Origin of the sequence: Devosia sp. Leaf420 (genome assembly GCF_001425445.1) — a bacterium.
Lineage (GTDB): Bacteria > Pseudomonadota > Alphaproteobacteria > Rhizobiales > Devosiaceae > Devosia.
This window is the reverse complement of the sequence record NZ_LMQU01000009.1, coordinates 352,344-372,821: the sequence shown is the minus strand read 5'-3', so window position 1 is coordinate 372,821 and position 20,478 is coordinate 352,344. Positions and strand designations below refer to the sequence as shown.

Genomic DNA, 20,478 nt, shown 5'->3' with positions numbered 1-20,478 from the left:
TGCCGCTCACTGTATTGCGAGGGGCATGACTGAATTTAAACAATAACAAGAAGACATCGACCTGCCCTCTCGCGCAATTTGTGTTGCCGAGCGAAGGGTTCAGTATGCGTTCAAACAAAGTCGCCTTGATCACCGGCATTACCGGCCAGGATGGCTCCTATCTCGCCGAATTCCTGCTCGATAAGGGCTATCGCGTTCACGGCATCAAGCGGCGCTCGTCGCAGTTCAATACTCAGCGCATCGACCATATCTATCGCGATCAACACAGCCAGGCCGATGGCCTCACCCTCCATCATGGCGATCTCTCCGATACGCTCAGCCTCACGCGCATCATCCGCGATGTCGAGCCAGACGAAATCTACAATCTCGGCGCCCAGTCCCACGTTAAAGTCTCCTTCGAAGCGCCCGAATACACGTCCGATATCGACGGCCTCGGCACGCTGCGCCTCCTTGAATCCATCCGCTTTCTCGGCTTCGAAAAGAAGACACGCTTTTATCAGGCCTCCACGTCCGAACTCTTCGGCAAAGTTGCTGAAGTTCCCCAGCGCGAGACGACGCCCTTCCATCCTCGCTCGCCCTATGCGGTGGCCAAGCTCTATGCCTATGCGATGACGGTCAATTATCGCGAGGCCTACGGCCTCTATGCCTGCAATGGCATTCTCTTCAATCATGAGAGCCCGCGCCGCGGCGAAACCTTCGTCACGCGTAAAATCACCCGCGGCCTTGCCAATATCGCCCTCGGCCTCGAGCCCTGTCTTTATGTCGGCAATCTCGACGCCCTGCGCGATTGGGGGCATGCCCGCGATTATGTCCGCATGCAGTGGATGATGTTGCAGCAGGATGAGCCCGAGGATTTCGTCATCGCCTCCGGCCAGCAATATTCGGTGCGAGAATTCATCATCTGGGCCGCCGCCGATCTCGGGATCACGCTCGAATTTTCCGGCTCCGGAGAAAACGAAGTCGGCGTCATCGCCGCCATCCAGGGCGACCTCGCGCCGCAAGTGCGGACGGGCGACATCATCCTCCGAGTCGATCCGCGCTACTTCCGTCCCGCCGAAACCGACACGCTTCTCGGCGATGCCAGCAAGGCACGCGATAAGCTCGGCTGGACGCCGCTGATCACTGCCCGCGAAATGTGCCGGGAAATGGTCGAGGCCGATTATCAAGCCGCGCGACGCCACGCCCTTCTCAGCGCGCATGGCCTCGCTCTCCCCGTCAGCCTTGCAGATTGAGGTGGGCCATGCCGTTCGATCTCTCCGGCAAACGCATCTGGGTCGCCGGGCATACCGGCCTCGTCGGCAGCGCCCTCGTCCGCCGCCTCCAGCGTGAAAACTGCACGCTCGTAACCGCGACCCGCGCCCAGCTCGATCTTCGGCAGCAACCAGCGGTCGATCGCTTTATTCATGACAGCCGCCCTGACGCCATCATTATTGCGGCCGCAACCGTCGGCGGCATCCTTGCCAATCAAACCCGGCCCGCCGAATTCCTCGCCGACAACCTTCTTATAGCCACCAACATCATCACTTCGGGCCACTCGAATGACGTCGATCGCCTGCTCTTCCTCGGCTCCTCCTGCATCTATCCGCGCCTCGCGGCGCAGCCCATATCCGAAGATGCGCTCCTCACGGGCCCGCTTGAGCCGTCCAACGAATGGTATGCCATCGCCAAGATCGCCGGCATCAAGCTCGTCCAGGCCTTCCGCGCCCAATATGGCCGCGACTATATCGCCGCCATGCCGACCAACCTCTATGGCACCGCAGACAATTTCGATCCTCTCTTGAGCCACGTCCTCCCCGCGCTCATCCGAAAAATTCACGAAGCCAAGCTGGCGTCCGCGCCGTCCATCACCATCTGGGGCACCGGCACGCCCCGCCGCGAGTTCCTCCATGCCGATGATTGCGCCGATGCGATCGTTTTTCTCCTCAAGGCCTATTCCAGTGGGGAGCCAATCAATGTCGGCTTCGGCGACGATATCAGCATCTTGAATCTGGCGCATACGATCGCCCGGATTATCGGCTACTCCGGCGAGATCCTACCCGATCCGTCCAAGCCCGATGGCACGCCGCGGAAGCTTCTCGACAGCACCCGGCTCCGCCAACTCGGTTGGTCGCCCAGCGTGGATCTGGAGACCGGCATCACCCTGACCTATCGCTGGTTTCTCGCCCATTCTGCTGTCGAGCCGCGTAGCGGTCCTGCCGCTAAGGATATCGAAGAAAAGCGTGCGGGAAGCGCTTGAACCCTTGCCCGTCTCTGGCTATAACGCCGCCACATCGCGCCGCGACGGGTTTTACCCGCGCATTCCCGAGCGATGCAATTCCTGACGGAGTATAGCGCAGCCTGGTAGCGCACCTGCTTCGGGAGCAGGGGGTCGAGTGTTCGAATCACTCTACTCCGACCAATAGCAACGGGCGTCGCCGAATTTTCGGCGGCGCCCGTTTTGCTTTCTCCAAGTTCTCAGGTGCGCAAAAGCCGCCGCAACGACGCATCAGGCGTCGCGGCTTGCTTCCATCGCGCGCGCCAATTCAAACGATTCCGCATCGTCGAGTGCCACACCGTCATTGAGCGTGCCCCAACGCGGCTGCCAGAGTTCGTCGCGTTGCAGCGTCACGACCACTTCGGGAAATCCATGCAGGGCCTTGGCTGCCTCTGCCGCCTTGAGGGCCTCGTCGACAGTGTCATAATCGGCCTCATCGGCATCGACATCGCCGCGCGATGGCCACCAGACCGCCGCCACCACCCGGCCGTCGGCGTTTTCCTCGATCCCGACCGTCACGGCGTCACCGGCATCTTCGCCCACGCCAATTTTTCGATATGCGCTCATCTTCACCTCGCTCTGCCCAAAGACGTGCGAGCACACTTTTTCGTTCCTCGCCTTCGCATGTGAATCAAGGAACTCGCAACCGCACCGCCGCATTTCTGGCGACGGACGATGGAGACCACGATGCGCAGCCAGGGACCAGTTTGGGACAGAATGCGGGCCGATGAAATCGTTGCGGCGCCCCCGCCCGGCCTTTGCTTTTCTTCCGATTGCGATCCAGGGTGGACGCGTCTCCGCCGCGGTAAAGGCTTTTCTTATGTCGATGCCGACGGGGAAGCCCCGACGCCGCAGCAGCGAAAAATGATCGAGGCTCTCGTCATCCCGCCCGCCTGGACCGATGTCTGGATTTGCGCCGAGGCCAATGGCCACATTCAGGCCACCGGTCGCGACGAGCGCGGCCGCAAGCAATATCGCTATCACGCCGATTGGACCGCGCATCGTTCCGGCAACAAGTTTGGTCGCCTCCTCGCCTTCGCCCAGGTCCTGCCAAACCTCCGGGCCCAGGTCGATGCGGATCTGCGTCGGCGCAGCCTTGGCCGCGATCGGGTCGCTGCCTCTGTCGTCTGGCTCCTCGATAATAGCCTTATTCGCGTCGGCAATCCCGCTTACGCGCGCGACAATAAGAGCTTTGGCCTGACGACGCTGCGCCGCAAGCACGTCGATATCAGTGGCCAGGCCATCAATTTCCGCTTCAAGGGCAAGTCGGGCAAGGACTGGAACCTGCAGCTCGTCGATCGCCGCATGTCCCGCCTCGTCAAATCCATGCAGGACCTGCCCGGCCAGCATCTCTTCAAATATGAGGACGAAAACGGCTTTCACGCCATCAGTTCGCGCGACATCAACGACTACATCGCCGAACATGCAGGCGAAGGCTTTTCCTCAAAGCACTTCCGCACTTGGGCGGCGACTGTCCGGGCGTATGGCCTTCTCTGCGGCACCGATGTTCCCGAAACCAAGGCTGGACAGAAACGGTTCGTCACCGGCGTGATCGATCAGGTCGCCAGTAAGCTCGGCAATACCCGCGCCGTCTGCCGCTCGAGCTATATTCACCCGGCAGTTTTCGAGCATTGGGAAGAGGGAAAACTGCTGCCCGAAAAGCGCCTGCGCCCGATCGAATGGTTCGACGAGGAGGAGCTTGGCACCCTCGCCTTCCTCAAATGCCTTTCAGCGGACAAATAAAAAGGGCCGGCCTGCAGGCCAGCCCACATATTCTAGATCGGTTCGTGTTAGCGCTTGGCGCCAAAAACGTTCCAGGCGCCGGTCACGGTCAGCGCAGCCAGAGCCATCTTGAGAATATCCCAGACGATGAATGGCTGAACCGCCTTGGCCCAGGCCGAGGCGACGACATTGGTCTGGTCGATCCACTGGGCATTGCCCGAGAGGGTCAGCAGCCAGGCAAAGCCAATGGCAAAGAGCGCAACTTCTCCGACCAGCATGGCACCGAACAGAGTTAGAGGCTTGGATGAAGCGCCGCGGTCAGCGGCATAGCCAATAATGCCGGCCATGACGAGGAAGCCGAGAAGGAAGCCACCGGTGGGCCCGATCAGGTAAGGCAGGCCGCCGCCGGTCGCGAAAACGGGCAGGCCCATCGCCCCTTCGAGGAGATAAAGAGCAACGGTCGCAACGCCGATACGCGTGCCGAAAGCGGCAGCAAGCGCGGCGATGGCAAGACCCTGCAGGGTCACCGGAACCGGCCAGACCGGAACATTGATCTTGGCGGCAAGGGTGATCAGAAGCGTGCCGAGCACGACAGTCGTGAGATTGGTCGCCAGCTTGGCTGCATTGGACTTGGGCTGGAATGCACCGAGCAGCGTATTGGGCGTGGTCAAAGTGACGGCCATTTCATACCTTTCTAGCTGAGAGCACGGCCGGGTCGATCAACCGTCCGTGTTCGGTACCCCCGTTCTATTCTGTCACGATACCAGGCGCAATGGCTCCCCAAGCTCCTCCCACATTCGATACGCAGTTCTCGCCTAAGGTCGGCGCCGGCATCGCGCTCGCGCCCGGCCTCACGCGCATAACAGCGCCCAATGCGTCGCCCTATACTTTTACCGGCACCAATAGCTTTCTCCTCGGCACCAATCGCGTCGCCATTCTCGATCCAGGGCCTGACGACACCGCCCATCTCGAATCGCTCCACCGCGCCATCGCCGACCGCGAGGTCTCGGCCATTCTCCTGACCCACACCCATCGCGACCACAGCGCCGCCGCTGCAAAAGTTGCGGCGCGCTACAAGGCCCCGCTCTGGTTCGGCGGCCCCCACCGCCTCTCGCGCCCACTTCGCCGCTTCGAGCGCAACCCGATCAAGAATTCCTGCGATTGGGATTTGCAGCCCGACCGCACTCTCACCGATGACGAAACGATCACCGCCGGCGATCTGACGCTCACCGTCCACACGACCCCCGGCCACTGCGCCAACCACCTCGCCTTCGGCCTACCCCAACACGATATTCTGTTATCCGGCGATCACGTCATGGGCTGGAATTCCACCCTCGTCGCCGTCCCCGATGGCTCCATGGCCGATTACTTCGCCTCCCTCGACAAAGTCATCGCCCTGCCGTATCGGCATTTTCACGCTGCCCACGGTGGCCCTATTGAGGACGGCCGAGGCCATGCTGAGGCGCTCAAAGGGCACCGGCAAATGCGCAACGACCAACTGCTCGCCGCCGTCGGCAACGGCGCGAAGACTCTCGGCGCGGTGGTGAAAGTAATCTACCCGACCCAGCCCGCAAAGATCCGTACGGCCGCCCGGATGACCATGGCGGCGCACGTCGAATATCTGGAACAGCGCGGCGCGCTGAAAGTGAAACGCGGTTTTTTGGGGATGCGGTTGGCTTTGGCCTAAGCCCTCTTCACCTATCCCCACGGGGAGAGGTGTCAGTTCCGCTGGAAACCCACAGCCCCCTCGCGCCCGGTCTGCCCGCGATGCCGCAACATATGATCTGCCAGCACCAGCGCCATCATCGCCTCACCCACCGGCACGGCGCGAATACCCACACAGGGATCATGCCGCCCTTTGGTGATGATATCGGCATCCTCATTGGCCGAGGTCACCGTCTGCCGCGGCGTAATGATCGACGATGTCGGCTTCACCGCAAAGCGGCAAACGATCGGATCGCCATTGGAAATCCCACCCAAGATCCCCCCGGCATGATTGGATAGGAAATACGGCTTTCCCTCGCCCGCCCGCATCTGGTCGGCATTCTCTACCCCCGTCAGCGCCGCCGCGCCAAAGCCATCCCCGATCTCGACGGCCTTGACCGCATTGATGCTCATCATCGCCGAGGCCAGGTCCGCGCTCAGCTTGCCATAGACCGGCGCGCCCCAGCCTGCCGGCACGCCCTCGGCCACTACCTCGATCACTGCCCCTACGGAGTTGCCATCCCGACGAATGCCATCAAGATAATCCGCCCAAAATTCCGCCGCCTTGGCATCGGCGCAGAAAAACGGGTTCTCCCCCACCTGATCCCAATCGAAATTTTTGTAGTCGATCTTGTGCGGCCCAACCTGCACAAGGCTCGCGCGGATCGTCACGCCCGCCAGCACCTGACGCGCCACCGCGCCGGCCGCAACGCGTGCCGCGGTCTCGCGGGCCGAAGTGCGCCCACCACCGCGATAGTCGCGAATGCCGTACTTCTGGTCATAGGTGAAATCGGCATGGCCCGGACGATACTTGTCGCGGATATCGGAATAATCCTTGGATCGCTGGTCCGTATTCTCGATCAAGAGCGAAATCGGTGTCCCCGTCGTCCGCGGACCATCGGTGCGCTCGTCCTCGAACACGCCCGACAGGATCTTGACCGCGTCATCCTCGCGCCGCTGCGTCGTATATTTGCTCTGCCCCGGCTTCCGCCGATCGAGATCGCGCTGAATGATCTCCGGCGTCAGCAAAATGCCCGGCGGCACCCCGTCCACCACCACGCCCAGCGCCGGCCCATGGCTCTCGCCCCAGGTGGTGAAACGGAAAAGATGCCCGAACGTATTGAAAGACATGGCGCAGCCCCTTGGGTTGTGGGCTTTCTAGAAAGCCCACCCCCTGAGGTCAATCGCCATGCTCAAGCAGAAGCGGAATCCCAGCTATTCTCTGCCGCATGCAGCGTCATCCGGCCCTTGGCAAAATGCGCGATGACACCCTGCGGCGGCGGCCAATTCAGCACATCCCCGCGCGGCGCACCTTCGACCAGATGCCGCAAGACGCGCAACACGCCGCCATGCGCAACGACGACGGCTTGATGGGTCAGATCATGCGCGAAATCGACAAGTCGCGCCGAAACGTCATCATAGTTCTCGCCGCCATTCGGCCGGAACGCCCAATAGCTCTCGTCGCGCTCACCGGGCGACAAAGCCGCATATTTCTGCGCTACTTCCGCGTGCAACATGCCCTCGAAATCGCCGAATGAAATCTCGATCAGCCGCGGATCATGAATCACCGGCGGCAATTCAACATCAAAGGCCGCCCGCATGCGGTCCATGGTTTCCGACGCCCTGCTCAGCGGCGAGGCAAACCAGTTGAGCGAAGCGGGATCGACGCCATCCTGCTCCAACAATTGCCGCAACAACACGCCATTGGCATCGGCCTGCAGCTGCCCGACCCGATTGAGCGGAATGTCCATGCTGCCCTGATATCGGCGTTCGCGGTTCCAGTCGGTTTCGCCGTGCCGGGCAAAGTAGAAATCGGGCCAGTCGGGGGTGGTCATGCGCATAAACGCGCCAAAAACGGCGCGACCTTGGACTAGAGTCGAAACGAACGCCAATTCGCCCGTTCCAGGCCGAAACCGCTCTTCGCGCAAATCCCGAACCCGGCGGTACCGTACCCGATTTGCCTCATCATGCCAGAGGCAGAAACGGGAATGTGCCATGCCCGCCACGTCTTTCTGGCATCCGGCGTCAGTGTGTGGCAGATGAGATCACCCATCCTGCGCGCCGTTCCGGAGGCCCCATGTCCCTGTCACAAAGCGAAATCGCCAGCGGTCTCTCCGCCATTATGGGGCACGATGCGGTCATCACCGATGCGCAAAAAATGGACGCCTATGTCAAGGAGCCGCGCAAGCGGTTCCACACGCCCGCTGCCGCCGTCGTCATCCCACCCGACGTTCACGCCCTCCAAGCCCTCCTCCGCTGGGCCAATGAAAACCGCGTCGGCATCATCCCCCAGGGCGGCAATACCGGCCTCGTCGGCGCCCAGGTACCGCTCCTAGGCAGCGAGGTCATCGTATCTCTCGCCCGCTTCGATCGCATCCGCGCGCTCGATACCGCCGCCGGCGTGATGACCGCAGAATCCGGCGTCATCCTCGAAAACGCCCACAAAGCCGCCGAAGCTCAGGGCGCCATGTTCCCGCTCTGGCTCGCCTCGCAAGGCTCGGCCCGCATCGGCGGCGTCCTCTCTTCCAATGCCGGCGGCGTCAATGTCCTCGCCTATGGCAATGCCCGCGAATTGACCATGGGCGTCGAAGCCGTCCTCGCCGATGGCCGTCTCTATCAGGGCCTCAATGCCCTCAAAAAGGACAATACCGGGTACGATCTCAAGGACCTGCTCGTCGGCGCAGAGGGCACCCTCGGCATCATCACGGCCGCAACTCTCAAAATCTTCCCGCTGCCGGAGGACCACGAAACCGCCCTCGTCAACGTCGCCTCGCCCGATGCCGCGCTGACCCTCTTCCAGCTTATGCGCCAGCGTCTCGGCGGTCGCCTCAATGCCTTCGAACTCATCCCCCAGATCGGTCTCGATTTCCAACTCCGCCACGGCATGCTCGACGCCGATCCCACCGCCAGCCCCTCGCCATGGTATGCGCTGATCGAAGTCACGCGGATGGCCGGCACCGAACCCGGCGCCCTGCAATCGGCCCTCGAAAACGCCTTCGAGCGCGATCTCATCACCGATGCGACGCTCGCCGAATCCCTCGCCGAGCGCACCCGCATGTGGACCTTCCGCGAACAGATGAGCGAGTGCCAATCCAAGGAAGGTGCCTCCATCAAGCACGACGTGTCCGTGCCCATCGCCGCCGTTCCCGTCCTCATTGCCGAAGGCTCCGCCGCGGCGGCACGCGTCTCTCCTGGCATCCGCCCCGTCCCCTTCGGCCACATGGGCGACGGCAATATCCACTTCAACTTTTCCCAACCCGCCGGCGCCGATCCCAAAGCCTTCATGGCCGAATATGACGAGGCCGTGCACGAGGTCATCTACGACACCGTCCTCAAACTCGGCGGCTCGGTCTCCGCCGAACATGGCATCGGCCAGCTCAAAGTCGATCTGTTGAAGCAGGTCAAAGACCCCGTCGCGCTCGAGATGATGCGCTCGATCAAGACGGCCCTCGATCCCAACGGGATTCTCAATCCTGGGAAGATGCTCGGCTCTGAGCCGTCATAAATTGTAGATCACCAGGTGATGATGGAGTCGCTATACCCGGCGAGCGCCGCATCATGTGTCAACAAGCGAATGCCCTCAGAGAGGGCTTGAGCAAGGATAAGCCGGTCGAATGGGTCACCATGGGCCATAGCGAGGCCGTCTACGGCCACGGCATGCTCAGCGGATACGTTCAACAATTGAAGACCGGCAGCTTCAAATTCGTGCCTCGCGATCTCCCCCGAAAAAGGCATGTGCCCGCGCCTGCTGAACTTGATGGCAATTTCCCAGAGGGAAACAACCGAAACCAGCACTTCATTATCGGGCCGGCTCATCAGCCGGCGAATATGCTGGGGAATTTTCTTTGGGTCCATAACAACCCAGATTGCCACATGCGTATCAAGCAGCAGACGCATCATCATCGCCTTTAGCCGGCGGGAAGATTTCGCCCTCCAGCATGATCTTGGCGATTTCGACGCTTTGCCGATCCCACTCATCCCAGTCGATCGGGTCATACTTGCCTTCGGCCAAGCCAAACAGGATCGGCTGGCGCACAGCGACGATCGGCACGATCCGCGCCGCCGGCTTGCCATTGCGCGCAATGATGATCTCGGCTTCCGCGCCGCTTTCCACTGCCTCGACGAGCTTGGACAGCTGCGTCTTGGCCTCCAGCATATTGACCATCGTCATTGCCATCACCCTTAGCTAAGCTTGGCTAAGGTAAGCCTGCCCACACATTTTTACAAGTCGGTCACTCCCTTGTGCCTTCTTGCTCCGCGTGCCAGAGCGCCCCATCTTTCGGTTATGCTCCTCAACATCAATTTTCTCGACGACGCCACGCGTCCGCCCGTGCCTACACTGCCCAATCTGACCAATCGTCAGCGTCAGGCCGGTCACCACCTGCGCATGATCCACGATCATCTGTGCGACAATATGAAAACCCTCGGCAAGCTGATCGAGCGGGCCAATGCGCGGCAGGTAAGCCCGGCCGAAATCGCTGCCGAAACCAGCGACATGGCCATGGTCGCCAACTATCGGCGCTTCGGCAATCTTTGCGGCCAGCATTGCGGCATTGTCGACACCCACCACACGATCGAGGATCAGCACCTCTTTCCCGTGCTCGCCCAACAAGGCCCTGCCTTCAAGGCCATCGCCGATCGGCTGGCTGCGGAACATGTCGTCGTCCACGAATTGCTCGAGCGTCTTGTCGAGGCCCTCAACGCGCTCGCCACCGAACCAAGCGAAACGCGCTTCACCGACGCCCGCGACATCTATCACGCCCTCGAACGCGTACTCCTCTCCCACCTCGGCTGGGAAGAAGAGGCCATGGGCGATGCGCTGGGATATTTTGAGATTATGTAGCCCCTCACCCGTCTCGCGCTTCGCGCGATCCACCCTCTCCCCAAGTGGGAGAGGAATGGTGCCCCTCTTTTATTCTTCTCCCTCTCGGGGAGAAGGTGGCTCGCCCAAGGGGCGAGACGGATGAGAGGGGACCTCAAAACAAATCCATCTGCCCACCACCGCCGGCAACCTTCTTAGGCTTCACAGCCACCGGCTCCGGCTTTTCCTCCGTCACTTCCTCGATCAGCCCTGGATCATCGTCCCGCGCCGAATTGACCCGCGTCGACACCGGATGGAATTTCAGCACCCCGTCCTCGAGCGGCAGCGCCATCTGCGCCGCTTCCTCCGCGCGCACCTCGCGCACATTGAGCCAATCGTCGATCTGCCGTTCATCCATCAAAATCGCCGGCATGCGATCATGGATCGCTGAAAGCTGCGCATTGGCCGCGACGGTAATGGTCGCAACGCTGTCGATCTCTTCGCCCTCCGGCCCGCTCCAGGTCGCATAAAGCCCCGCCAGCGCCATCGGTTGCCCGTCGGCGCGAGTGATGTAATAGGGCCGCTTTTTCTTGTCTGGCCCCGTATGCCATTCATAATAACCGCTCGCCGGCACGATGCAGCGCCCGTGCTTGAGCGGATCGCGAAACGCCGCCTTTTCCCGCATGGTCTCGGCCCGCGCATTGACCAGCAGCGGGAATTCGCGCGGGTCCTTCACCCAGCGCGGCACGAGCCCCCAGCGCGCAAAATGTCCCTCGCGCTGCCCGCCCTCTTCCCAGATGGCGGCGATGGGCTGGGTCGGCGCAATATTGTAGCGCGGCACCATGGGCAGCTCTTTCAAGATCTTGAAGAGCTCGACCATCATTTCGGGCGGCAAAGTCGCCGCATAGCGTCCGCACATGGCGTGTCTCCTTTACTTCTCACGAGGTAATGTCATTGCAGACGAATCGCAAACTGCTCGGGCCATGACCGCTCTCCCCAATGCCGCCAGCGTCGGCATCGTACGCCACGGCAAAATCCTGCTCATCAAGCGCGCCCTGCCGCCTTACCAGAACTTGTGGACTTTTCCGGGCGGCCGCCTTGAGGTCAACGAAACCATCGAGCAATGCGCCATCCGTGAAGTGCAGGAAGAGCTTGGCCTTACCGTGCGCAACCCGCGCCACGTCATGACCCAGGAACTCGGCCGGGACGGCACCTATCGCCTCGCCGTCTTCACCACCACCGACTATGTCGGCACGGTCAAACCCTCGAGCGAAATCCTCGATCACAAATGGGCCGACCCAGGCATGCTCCTCGCCCTCCGCACCACCGCGCGCCTCGATGACGTGATCAAAGAGTGTTTTAAAATTTTGGGCCAAAGCTGGTAAGAGGCGGGCATGATCAAGCCTAACCTCCAAGCGCGTGGCTCCACCCCCTCCCTCCTCCCCCATCAAGGGGGAGGTGCGGCATCGCGTTTGGGGCGCTCTCTGGTCAAGATCACCGGCCTGCACCTCCCCCTTGAGGGGCTCCGAGCCGGACCGCAGGGCAAATCGCTCCAGTGGAGCGATTTGAGGCGAGGAGGCTGGGAGGGGGTGACAGCAAGCACAATCCTCAAAAAAACCCTCGCCCCCCTCCTTCTCGCCCTAACCCTCACGACCCCAACCCTCGCCGTCGATCCGCCCTATCAGCGCCAGATGGAGCGCCTCGCCGAGGTCATGGGGAGCCTTTATTACCTCCAGCCGCTCTGCGAAGCCGGCAGCGAGGATTGGCGCGCGCAAATGTCCGAATTGATCTCTCTAGATGAGCCCGATGAAGACCGTCGCCAGCGCCTCGCCGGTGCATTCAATTCCGGCTATACCGGCTTTTCCCGCCTCCACCGCCATTGCACGCCGGCCTCGCGCGAAGCGCTGTCGCGGCTGATGGTCGAAGCCCAGCAATTGGCCCGGAGCATTCATACGCGTTTTGCCGAATAGGCAGGGCGGCGAAAGCCTGCAATTGCCTACTCCGCGTTAACCTTCGGCTTACTTCTGCCGCGCCATCGGACGGGGTGCGTGCTACGGAACCCCTTATGAGCACCACCAAATCCATTTTTGCGCCGGCTTCCGGCCAGGGCCCCTTCGAGCAGGGTCAGGTCGAGCGCCAGATCGCCCTCGAATATCTGGCCGAGGCCTGGAACAGCGCCGAGGAAGATGGTCTCGAACCCGCCTCCCTCGCCCACGCCTCGCTCTTTGCCGCGCTCGCCACTTTCGTGCGCATGCATGGCGACGAAGCCACGGCCGACCTCGTGGCCCAACTCCCCGACCGCATCCGCACCGGCGAATATAACCTCGAGCGCATTCTCCAGTAGTTTTATCACCTCAGCCGCGCCGGCCACCGGCGCGCTCCTCCCCCTACCAGGGGGAGGTTGGGTGGGGTAACCCCTACTCCGCCATCGCGTGCGCGCGCTCGATCGCCAGCTCTTCCTTGGTCTTAGGCTTGGCGCTCTTCTTGGCGCCCCGCAGCAAGAGGATCAGCGGGATCGACGCCAGGCTCAGGATCAGCATCAGCCAGAAATCGTCGAGATAGGCGAGCATGGCCGCTTGCTTCTGCACGAGCCCGTTGATTACCGCGATGATCTGCCCATTGCCCGCGATCAGCCCCGGCATCTGCGTCTGCACGGCCATGGAGTCGACTGTCAGCCGCTCGGCGAGCTCTGCATGGTTCACCTGCATCATGCTCGAGAGCACGACCGACACCAACGAGATACCGATTCCCTGCCCCATATTGCGCACCAGCGCGAACATAGCCGTCGCATCGGCGCGCACGCTCGGCGCAATGGTGGCAAAGGCCATGGTCGAGAGCGGTACGAACAAAAAGCCCATGCCAAAGCCCTGCAGCGCCCCCGTGATGATCACCGGCCAATAGTCCATATCGGGGCTAAAGCCGGTCATCAGGTAAAGCGAGTAGCTCATCAGCAAAGCGCCGATCAGCAAGACGATCCGCGGGTCGACCTTGCCGCTCGTGCGCCCCACGATCATCATCGCCACCAGCGTTGCCGCACCGCGCGGCGCCATCAGCAGCCCAGTAAAAATCACCGAATAACCCATCAGGTTCTGCAGCATGGGCGGCAAGAGCGCGAGCCCTGAAAACAGCGTGATCCCCATCACGCCCATCAGGAGCGAGGCGAGCGAAAAGTTGAAATCCTTGAACATTTTTAGATCAACAAACGGCTGCTTGGCTGTCAGCGAGTGTACGAGAAACACCCAGATGCCGGTGATGACGAGCCCCAGTTCGATCCAGGTTTCGATCGATTGGAACCAGTCGTTCTCGGCGCCACGATCGAGCATCAATTGCAGCGCGCCGACGCCGAGCGCCAGCATGCCGAAGCCGAAAAAGTCGAAACTCCGGTTCTTGATCTCGGTCTGCGGCATGAACAGCATCAGCATGGCGACGCACACCGCGCCCACCGGCACGTTGACGAGAAAAACCCAGCGCCAGTCAAAAGTCTCGGTCAGCCAGCCGCCCAGCGACGGCCCGATGATCGGCGCGACCATGATGCCCATGCCATAGATGGCCATGGCCTGGCCGATGCGCTCCTTGGGATTGATGTTGAGCAGCACGGTCTGGGCCAAAGGCGCGATCATGGCGCCGCAAATGCCCTGCAGCACGCGGAAAATCACCATTTCCGGCAGGCTTGAGGCAATACCGCACAGCGCCGAAGCAACGGTGAACCCGATCACCGCGAACAGAAACAGCCGCCGCTGCCCCAGCCGGTCGCTCATCCAGCCCGTCAGCGGCGTCGCGATCGCCGCCGCCACGATATAGGAGGTAAGAACCCAGGTGATTTCGTTCTGCGAGGCGCCGAGCGAGGACGACATATGCGGCAGCGCCACATTGGCGATCGTTGTGTCGAGCACCTGCATGATGGTGCCCAGCATCAGCGCCAGGGTGAGCATGCCCTTGTTCTTAACGACAAGTGCGGGCTGGGAAATCGCTTCGGCCATCTTGGCCTCCTTGGGAGAAATGGAGGCGGGCCCGTGGGCCCGTCACATCAGAGGGGCTTTGCTTCGCCCGTCATGCGCTCAAGCGTATTGGCGCCGGTATCGACACTGACCACCGCGCTCATGCCCGAGCGCAGCAGATCGGCCGGCACAGCGTCGCCAAAATCGATGCGCACGGGAATGCGCTGGGTCACCTTGACCCAATTGCCGGTCGCGTTCTGCGCCGGGATCAGCGAAAATTCCGAGCCCGTCGCCGCGCCGATACTGGTCACCGTGCCTTCGATCGGCTTGCCCGGAATAGCGTCGACCGCCACTTCGGCCTTCATGCCGACGCGAATGCCGGCAAGCTGAGTTTCCTTGAAATTGGCTTCCACCCAACTCGCCTTGGTTTCGACAAGGCTCGCAATGGTCGTGCCGGCCGCGACGAACTGCCCGACATTGAGGCTCGCCACCTGGCTGATGACGCCATCGGTCACGGCCACAACCTTGGTCTTGCTCAGGTTTCGTTCCGCCAGGCTCACAGCCGCCAGCGCCGTCTTCACCGCCGGATGCGCATCGGTATCGATATCGGCATTGCCGCCGAGCGCTGCCGCCGCATTATCCACCTGCTGCTGCGCCGTCGAAACCGCATTCTGCGCCTGCTGCAAGGCAAGCTTGGGATCATCAAGCGTTGCCGTCGAGGCAATGCCTTGGGTCACAAGCGTATCCTGCCGGTCGAACTTGGATTGCTGAATGGCCAGAACCTGATTGGCCGCGTTCAGCGCCTTGGTCGCCGTCGCATAGGCCACCTTGAGCTGTTCCACATTGACGCGCGCCGTGCCCAGCGCCGCATTGGCCTGTTCGAGCGCGATCTGGTAGGGCTCGGGATCGATCGCAAAGATCTCGTCCCCGGCATGCACCATCACGTTCTCGGCCACATCCACTTCGGTGATGCGCCCAGCGACATCGGCCGAAAGGGCAACCTTGGCCTGCTGCACATAGGCATTGTCGGTTTCTTCAAACCGTCCGCCCGTCAGGTAGAAATAACCACCCGCCGCCACCAGCAGCACGGGCACGCTGACCATCAGCAGCAGCCGGCCTGGCCGGCGCTTCTTCTTGGCAGGTTCGGTTGGTGGCAGTGGCGGCGTGACCTCGTTGGCAGCAACAGGGGTGGCTTCGCCGGGCTTTGGTTCTTTTGCGTGGGCGTTCATCGGGTCAGTCCTTGGTCTCGGCGTCGCCGCCGCTCAGATTATCGCGAATTCTGGCAAGCCCTTCGATCAGGGCCGCGGTCTCGGTCGGCGCCATGCCTGCAATGGCCGTCTTGTAGAGTTCGACGCCCATCCCCTCGACCTGGGAGAACAGCGCCCGGCCTTCCGGCGTCAGCGTCACGATCTTTGCGCGTCCGTCCTGCGGGTCCGGCTCACGCTGCACCAGTTCGCGCTCGGTCAGGCGTTTCAAAATGCTGCTCATGGTCATCGGGTCGGTATCGAGCGCCGAGGCCAGCGCCACCTGCGACATGCCGTTTTCGCGCCCGAGCTTGGTCACCGTGCGCCATTGCGGCAGCGTCAGGTCATTGCCGCGCGTCTGCTCCTCGAGCTGCCGGCGGAAGGCCCGGAACACCTCGTGGATCAGGTAAAAAATCGGCGCTGTCTCCATGCTTTTCATCAGGCATACCCGCTTTAGTAAGCGTGCATATAATATGCCTTCTTACTAAATGAAAGCGGCGTTCTTTGTCATGGAGCAATGCGCGCCGTGCAATCCTGCGTGAGGGTTAAGAAAGTCCGCTATTGTCCCGCCATAAAAAAATCCGCCTTTGCCGCAATCCAAAGCGTTGAGGCGCAAGGAGACATGCATGCGGTGGGGATTCCTCGAAAGCCTGGTCAGCATCGCCGCAATCGCGGCCGTCGGCGGCGGCATCTATGCGTGGGGTGCAGGCTGGTTCTGGCCCTGCGAAACTCTTGGACTGATGTTCAATAATGGCGCCTGCCAGAAAGTCGCGCATTTCGACGCGCGCAATATCGGTCCCTTCGGGCTGTTGCCGAACGGCAATATTCTGGTTGCCAGTCTCCCCGGTGAAGACAACAGCTCCGACCCACTTGCCCTCGTCGAAATCGACGCAAAATCCGGCGAGGCCATTCACTCGACCCTTGTCAACGACCTACAACCCGAAGCCAGCGTCACCAACATGGCCGTCAGCCCCGATGGCCAGACGGTCGCGCTCTCCTTCATTCACAACAAGACCCATGTCATCAGCCGCGATGGCGGCACAATCCTGCGCACAGTAGATCGCTGGTTTCCACGCTATCTGAGCTTTGACAAAAGCGGCTGGCTTCTGACGGATATGGGGACAGACCCGACCGGCCTGCCCGACCCCAACCACGCCGAAGGCTGGCCGATCGCGTCAAATAATGAAGATCCGGTCCCGGCCAACGTCGCCGATACGGCAGGCCTTTATAGCCATGGTATCGAGACCGCCCTCAGCCCGGATGGCCGAACCTATGCGCAAAAGATCGATCAGCTTCGCGATAGCGCCGTCACAGGCATCCGCATCGGCTCCGTCGATGATCCCGCCTACGCGGGCACCCTCTATGGCCTGACCCTGCGCGATGGCTGCACCTATGCCAGCAGCCAAATTTCCTTCAGCCCATTCGGCAAGCAAGTCGCCGCCGAATTCTCCTGCCCCGAACGCTGGGGCAAAACCGCCAGCGCCCTCGCCGTCTGGGACTACGAAACTGGCAAGACGCTCCTCATCCTGCCCACAATCGATTATTTCAGCTCCATAGTTTGGGAGAGCGCCGACACCATCCTGACCGACCGCTATAATTTCGGCCCGGAAACCAACGACATCCTTCGGATCAAGGTGCCGGCGGCGGAGTAACGCGAAAAAGGCCCCCTCACTCACCGCTCTGCGGCTCCACCAAAGTCGCGGAGCGACACCTCTCCCTCCGGGGGAAAGGTCGAACTGCAAAGCAATTCGGGTGAGGGGGCCTTTCTTTTTTGCCTTACCCCTGCGGCAGCGATTCCAAAAACCGCATCGGCTGCCCCTGGCTCGGCGTCACCAGCTCCCCCTGCCACATCACCTTGTGCCCGCGCACCACCGTGCCCACCGGCCAACCCGTCACCGTCACCCCATCATAAGGCGTCCAGCCCGCGCGGCTCTTGATCCACGCATTGGTGATCGTCTCGCGCCGCTTCAGATCGACCACCGTCAAATCCGCATCATAGCCCACCGCGATCCGCCCCTTGCCGGCAATCCCGAACAGCCGGTTCGGCCCATGGCTCGTCATGTCGACAAACCGCTGCAGGCTCAGCTTTCCAGCATTCACATGGTCGAGCATGGTCGGCACCAGCGTCTGCACGCCGGTCATGCCCGAATGGCTGTCCGGATAGGGATGGTCCTTTTCCTCGCGCGTATGCGGCGCATGGTCTGAGCCTAGGATATCCGCTACCCCATTGGCAACGCCCTTCCAGATGCCTTCGCGATGATCCTTATCCCGCACCGGCGGGTTCATCTGCGCATAAGTCCCGAGCCGCGTGTAGGCGGTCTCATCCAGCGTCAGATGGTGCGGCGTCACCTCGACCGAGGCCACATCCTTGTGCTCGGCAAGATACACCATCTCTTCCTTGGTCGAGATATGCAGCACATGGATGCGCTTGCCGGTTTTGCGCGCCAGGTTCACGAGCCGCGTCGTGCAGCTCATTGCGACTTCCGGCGAGCGCCAGACTGGATGGCTCGACGGATCGCCCGCCACGCGCAGATGCTTGCGCTCTTCGAGCATATATTCGTCTTCAGAGTGGAAAGCCGCCCGGCGCGAAATCGTCCGCAAAATCGCCTCGACCCCGGCATCGTCCTGCACCAGCAGCGAGCCGGTCGACGATCCCATGAACACTTTTACGCCCGCACACCCCGGCAGTTTTTCGAGCGTGGCCAGTTCGCCGACATTTTCGTGCGTCCCGCCGATATAGAAGGCGAAATCGCAATGCATGCGATTTGTACCCGCCGCGATCTTGGCCTCAAAGGTCTCGCGCGTCGTCGTCAGCGGATTGGTGTTCGGCATCTCAAAGACGCCGGTCACCCCGCCCATCACCGCGCCGAGCGACCCGGTCTCCAGGTCTTCCTTATGCGTCAGCCCCGGCTCGCGAAAATGCACTTGCGTGTCGATAACGCCCGGCAGGATATGCAGTCCTTTGCAATCGACCACTTCGGCCGCATCGCCCGTCACGGTCCCGAGCGCAACGATCTTCCCGCCCTTGACCGCGATATCGGCCTGCCCCTCGCCGTCATGGTTGACCACAGTCGCGTTCTTGAAAATCGTGTCGTACTGCGCCATGTCTGAGGCCTCCGCGGGTTCGGTTCCGGGCTGGTTTAGCGGAGGAAAACTCCGCGAGGCAAGGCATTCCATGACCATTCATCTGCGCAGCGACCGTGCCGTCTTCCGTTTTTCGGGCCCTGACGCGCATCGGCTGATCAACGATGTGGTCACTGGCGAAATCCCGACCGAAGGCGATAAGGCCGCCGCCTGGGCCCTGCTCTCCCCCCAAGGCAAGATCCTCGCCGAAGGTCTCGCCGGCTTTGCCGAAGACGCGCTTTGGCTCGACGTTCACACGTCCGTCGCTGACGACTTCTTAAAACGCATGAAAATGTACCGCCTCCGCGCCAAGGTCGATATCGACGATCTGCGCGAGACCCACCGCGTCGGCTTTGCCGCCGAACCCGCGCACCTTGCACATCAGGATCGGCGCGGCCCCGTTTCGCTCGGCTATCGCATCATAGCGCCAGTCGAAGCCACAATTGACTGGTCAACCGACGACACCGCCTACCACACCGCCCGCATCGCCAACGGTATCCTGCACCAGGGTAATGACTTCCCGGCCAATGAGGCCTTCGCGCACGATATCGGCCTCGACATTCTCGACGGCATCGACTTCGCCAAGGGCTGCTATGTCGGCCAGGAAGTTGTCAGCCGCATGAAACACCGCGGCACCGCCCGCCGCCGCCCCGTCATCGTCTCAGGCGTCGATGCGCCCCCCGACACTCCCGTGATCGCTGGTGGCCGCGACGCCGGCACCATCGGCCAGGTCGTCGACGGCAAAGCCGTCGCCATCCTGCGCCTCGATCGCATCACCGACCCCTCCGCCGCGACCGTCGAAGGAAAAACCGTCGAACTATCTCTCCCCGCCTGGGCCACCTACCAATTCGGCGATTCGGTCCCGTCCGAAGACTAACGGCATCCCCGATGCGTCCCCCCCTACCAGGGGGAGGCTAGGTGGGGGTATCGCCGGTCGCCAATCCCCGACTAACCAAACCTTATCGAATCGACGCCATCTGTTAGTCTCGACGATACCGTGATGCTAACGAATTAGACCTAGATGGCCCGTACAAGCACCCGAGCCTGGCAGCGCATGCTGTCCGGTCGCCGCCTCGATATTCTCGATCCCTCGCCCATGGATGTGGAGCTTTCCGACATCGCCCATGGCCTTGCCCGCGTCGCGCGCTGGAATGGCCAAACCATTGGTGACTATCCCTTTTCCGTCGCGCAGCACTCGGTTCTCGTCCTCGAGCTTTTCCGCGCCGCCAATCCGGACGCCTCATCCGCGGCCCTCCTCCAAACGCTCCTTCACGACGCGCCCGAATATGTCATGGGCGACATCATCTCGCCCTTCAAGACGGCCATGGGCGGCAATTACAAAGACGTCGAAAACCGTTTGATGTCCGCAATTTACCTCCGCTTCTCCCTTCCCGCCACGGTCCCTGCGGCGCTCAAGAAACAGATGAAAAAGGCCGACCAGGAAGCCGCCTATTTCGAGGCTACCACCCTTGCCGGTTTCGAACCCGGCGAGGCCACGAAATTTTTCGGTGAGCCGGGCGTTGCCGCCTTCGAGATCGAGCAGTTCGATCGCCTGATCCAGCCCTGGCCGACCCGCCAGGCGCATGATCGTTTCATCGCAAGTTTCGAGACCATAGCCACACTTATTCCCGCCGCCTGAAACCGTGGCAGAATTAACCAAGGGCTGAGGAAAGGTTTGGCACGCCCGCATCG

At 61.7% G+C, this 20,478-nt stretch carries 23 protein-coding genes and 1 tRNA gene; 13 read left to right on the top strand and 11 right to left on the bottom strand.

Annotated elements, in window-relative coordinates; all coding sequences use genetic code 11:
• Nucleotides 1–104: 104 nt before the first annotated feature.
• The 3 genes from gmd to ASG47_RS06395 all read left to right on the top strand — a co-directional run bounded on the left by gmd (nucleotide 105) and on the right by ASG47_RS06395 (nucleotide 2,398).
• Nucleotides 105–1,232: a GDP-mannose 4,6-dehydratase gene (gene gmd, locus ASG47_RS06405; RefSeq protein ID WP_061907887.1), complete on the top strand. Its 1,128-nt coding sequence runs from the start codon at nucleotides 105–107 to the stop codon at nucleotides 1,230–1,232.
• An 8-nt stretch (nucleotides 1,233–1,240) separates the two neighbouring features.
• Nucleotides 1,241–2,236: a GDP-L-fucose synthase family protein gene (locus ASG47_RS06400; protein ID WP_061907886.1), complete on the top strand. Its 996-nt coding sequence runs from the start codon at nucleotides 1,241–1,243 to the stop codon at nucleotides 2,234–2,236.
• A gap of 85 nt (nucleotides 2,237–2,321) precedes the next feature.
• Nucleotides 2,322–2,398, top strand: a tRNA-Pro gene (locus tag ASG47_RS06395).
• An 87-nt stretch (nucleotides 2,399–2,485) separates the two neighbouring features.
• Here the strand turns inward: ASG47_RS06395 and ASG47_RS06390 are convergent.
• Nucleotides 2,486–2,821 carry a hypothetical protein gene (locus tag ASG47_RS06390; RefSeq protein WP_156351773.1) on the bottom strand — a complete coding sequence of 112 codons (336 nt, stop codon included), beginning with the start codon at nucleotides 2,819–2,821 and terminating at the stop codon, nucleotides 2,486–2,488.
• Nucleotides 2,822–2,941: 120 nt separating this feature from the next.
• Between ASG47_RS06390 and ASG47_RS06385 the strand changes: the two genes are divergently transcribed.
• Nucleotides 2,942–3,997, top strand: a complete 1,056-nt coding sequence (locus ASG47_RS06385; protein WP_244487046.1) for a DNA topoisomerase IB — start codon at nucleotides 2,942–2,944, stop codon at nucleotides 3,995–3,997.
• A 47-nt stretch (nucleotides 3,998–4,044) separates the two neighbouring features.
• On the opposite strand, the gene ASG47_RS06380 is transcribed toward ASG47_RS06385, so the two are convergent.
• A complete protein-coding gene (locus ASG47_RS06380) occupies nucleotides 4,045–4,659 on the bottom strand; it encodes a biotin transporter BioY (RefSeq protein WP_061907883.1) in 615 nt (204 codons plus the stop codon).
• An 89-nt stretch (nucleotides 4,660–4,748) separates the two neighbouring features.
• Between ASG47_RS06380 and ASG47_RS06375 the strand changes: the two genes are divergently transcribed.
• Nucleotides 4,749–5,663 (top strand): MBL fold metallo-hydrolase, encoded by a 915-nt coding sequence (locus ASG47_RS06375; protein ID WP_061907882.1) that lies wholly within the window; start codon nucleotides 4,749–4,751, stop codon nucleotides 5,661–5,663.
• Nucleotides 5,664–5,695: 32 nt separating this feature from the next.
• Here the strand turns inward: ASG47_RS06375 and aroC are convergent, their stop codons facing one another.
• Nucleotides 5,696–6,811, bottom strand: coding sequence for a chorismate synthase (gene aroC / locus ASG47_RS06370; protein ID WP_061907881.1), 1,116 nt, complete (start codon nucleotides 6,809–6,811; stop codon nucleotides 5,696–5,698).
• A 62-nt stretch (nucleotides 6,812–6,873) separates the two neighbouring features.
• Nucleotides 6,874–7,515, bottom strand: coding sequence for a histidine phosphatase family protein (locus ASG47_RS06365; RefSeq protein WP_162243227.1), 642 nt, complete (start codon nucleotides 7,513–7,515; stop codon nucleotides 6,874–6,876).
• A 242-nt stretch (nucleotides 7,516–7,757) separates the two neighbouring features.
• Here ASG47_RS06365 and ASG47_RS06360 point away from each other — a divergent pair, with 242 nt between their 5' ends.
• The gene (locus ASG47_RS06360) at nucleotides 7,758–9,185 is read left to right on the top strand and encodes an FAD-binding oxidoreductase (protein ID WP_061907879.1); all 1,428 of its coding nucleotides are present in this window, start codon (nucleotides 7,758–7,760) and stop codon (nucleotides 9,183–9,185) included.
• Between the two features lie 8 nt (nucleotides 9,186–9,193).
• Here the strand turns inward: ASG47_RS06360 and ASG47_RS06355 are convergent, their stop codons facing one another.
• Both ASG47_RS06355 and ASG47_RS06350 read right to left on the bottom strand, forming a co-directional pair.
• Nucleotides 9,194–9,577, bottom strand: coding sequence for a type II toxin-antitoxin system VapC family toxin (locus tag ASG47_RS06355; protein WP_061908093.1), 384 nt, complete (start codon nucleotides 9,575–9,577; stop codon nucleotides 9,194–9,196).
• Nucleotides 9,561–9,851, bottom strand: coding sequence for a type II toxin-antitoxin system Phd/YefM family antitoxin (locus ASG47_RS06350; protein WP_061908092.1), 291 nt, complete (start codon nucleotides 9,849–9,851; stop codon nucleotides 9,561–9,563). Before ASG47_RS06350 ends, ASG47_RS06355 begins: the two co-directional genes overlap by 17 nt.
• Nucleotides 9,852–9,965: 114 nt before the next feature.
• Between ASG47_RS06350 and ASG47_RS06345 the strand changes: the two genes are divergently transcribed.
• Entirely contained in the window at nucleotides 9,966–10,523 is a 558-nt protein-coding gene (locus ASG47_RS06345) for a hemerythrin domain-containing protein (protein ID WP_061907878.1), read from the top strand.
• Between the two features lie 133 nt (nucleotides 10,524–10,656).
• Here ASG47_RS06345 and ASG47_RS06340 read toward each other — a convergent pair whose 3' ends face one another.
• Entirely contained in the window at nucleotides 10,657–11,400 is a 744-nt protein-coding gene (locus ASG47_RS06340; protein WP_061907877.1) for an SOS response-associated peptidase, read from the bottom strand.
• A 64-nt stretch (nucleotides 11,401–11,464) separates the two neighbouring features.
• Between ASG47_RS06340 and ASG47_RS06335 the strand changes: the two genes are divergently transcribed.
• From ASG47_RS06335 to ASG47_RS06325, 3 genes are all read left to right on the top strand, one after another.
• Complete coding sequence (locus ASG47_RS06335) at nucleotides 11,465–11,866, top strand: NUDIX hydrolase (protein ID WP_061907876.1); 402 nt, start codon at nucleotides 11,465–11,467, stop codon at nucleotides 11,864–11,866.
• Nucleotides 11,867–12,070: 204 nt separating this feature from the next.
• Complete coding sequence (locus tag ASG47_RS06330; protein ID WP_061907875.1) at nucleotides 12,071–12,451, top strand: TIGR02301 family protein; 381 nt, start codon at nucleotides 12,071–12,073, stop codon at nucleotides 12,449–12,451.
• Nucleotides 12,452–12,546: 95 nt separating this feature from the next.
• A complete protein-coding gene (locus ASG47_RS06325; RefSeq protein WP_200913565.1) occupies nucleotides 12,547–12,825 on the top strand; it encodes a hypothetical protein in 279 nt (92 codons plus the stop codon).
• Nucleotides 12,826–12,898: 73 nt separating this feature from the next.
• Here ASG47_RS06325 and ASG47_RS06320 read toward each other — a convergent pair whose 3' ends face one another.
• The 3 genes from ASG47_RS06320 to ASG47_RS06310 are packed head-to-tail and all read right to left on the bottom strand — an operon-like array spanning nucleotide 12,899 to nucleotide 16,102.
• The gene (locus tag ASG47_RS06320) at nucleotides 12,899–14,461 is read right to left on the bottom strand and encodes a DHA2 family efflux MFS transporter permease subunit (protein ID WP_061907874.1); all 1,563 of its coding nucleotides are present in this window, start codon (nucleotides 14,459–14,461) and stop codon (nucleotides 12,899–12,901) included.
• Nucleotides 14,462–14,508: 47 nt separating this feature from the next.
• Nucleotides 14,509–15,648 carry an HlyD family secretion protein gene (locus ASG47_RS06315; protein ID WP_061907873.1) on the bottom strand — a complete coding sequence of 380 codons (1,140 nt, stop codon included), beginning with the start codon at nucleotides 15,646–15,648 and terminating at the stop codon, nucleotides 14,509–14,511.
• Nucleotides 15,649–15,652: 4 nt separating this feature from the next.
• Nucleotides 15,653–16,102 carry a MarR family winged helix-turn-helix transcriptional regulator gene (locus tag ASG47_RS06310; RefSeq protein WP_082460807.1) on the bottom strand — a complete coding sequence of 150 codons (450 nt, stop codon included), beginning with the start codon at nucleotides 16,100–16,102 and terminating at the stop codon, nucleotides 15,653–15,655.
• A 187-nt stretch (nucleotides 16,103–16,289) separates the two neighbouring features.
• On the opposite strand from ASG47_RS06310, the gene ASG47_RS06305 reads away from it, so the two are divergent.
• Nucleotides 16,290–17,315, top strand: a complete 1,026-nt coding sequence (locus ASG47_RS06305; RefSeq protein ID WP_061907871.1) for a hypothetical protein — start codon at nucleotides 16,290–16,292, stop codon at nucleotides 17,313–17,315.
• A 124-nt stretch (nucleotides 17,316–17,439) separates the two neighbouring features.
• Here ASG47_RS06305 and ASG47_RS06300 read toward each other — a convergent pair whose 3' ends face one another.
• Nucleotides 17,440–18,768, bottom strand: a complete 1,329-nt coding sequence (locus tag ASG47_RS06300) for a dihydroorotase (RefSeq protein WP_061908090.1) — start codon at nucleotides 18,766–18,768, stop codon at nucleotides 17,440–17,442.
• 70 nt (nucleotides 18,769–18,838) lie between these two features.
• Between ASG47_RS06300 and ASG47_RS06295 the strand changes: the two genes are divergently transcribed.
• Both ASG47_RS06295 and ASG47_RS06290 read left to right on the top strand, forming a co-directional pair.
• Entirely contained in the window at nucleotides 18,839–19,663 is an 825-nt protein-coding gene (locus tag ASG47_RS06295; protein ID WP_061907870.1) for a YgfZ/GcvT domain-containing protein, read from the top strand.
• A gap of 144 nt (nucleotides 19,664–19,807) precedes the next feature.
• Entirely contained in the window at nucleotides 19,808–20,425 is a 618-nt protein-coding gene (locus tag ASG47_RS06290) for an HD family hydrolase (RefSeq protein WP_061907869.1), read from the top strand.
• Nucleotides 20,426–20,478: the final 53 nt, after the last annotated feature.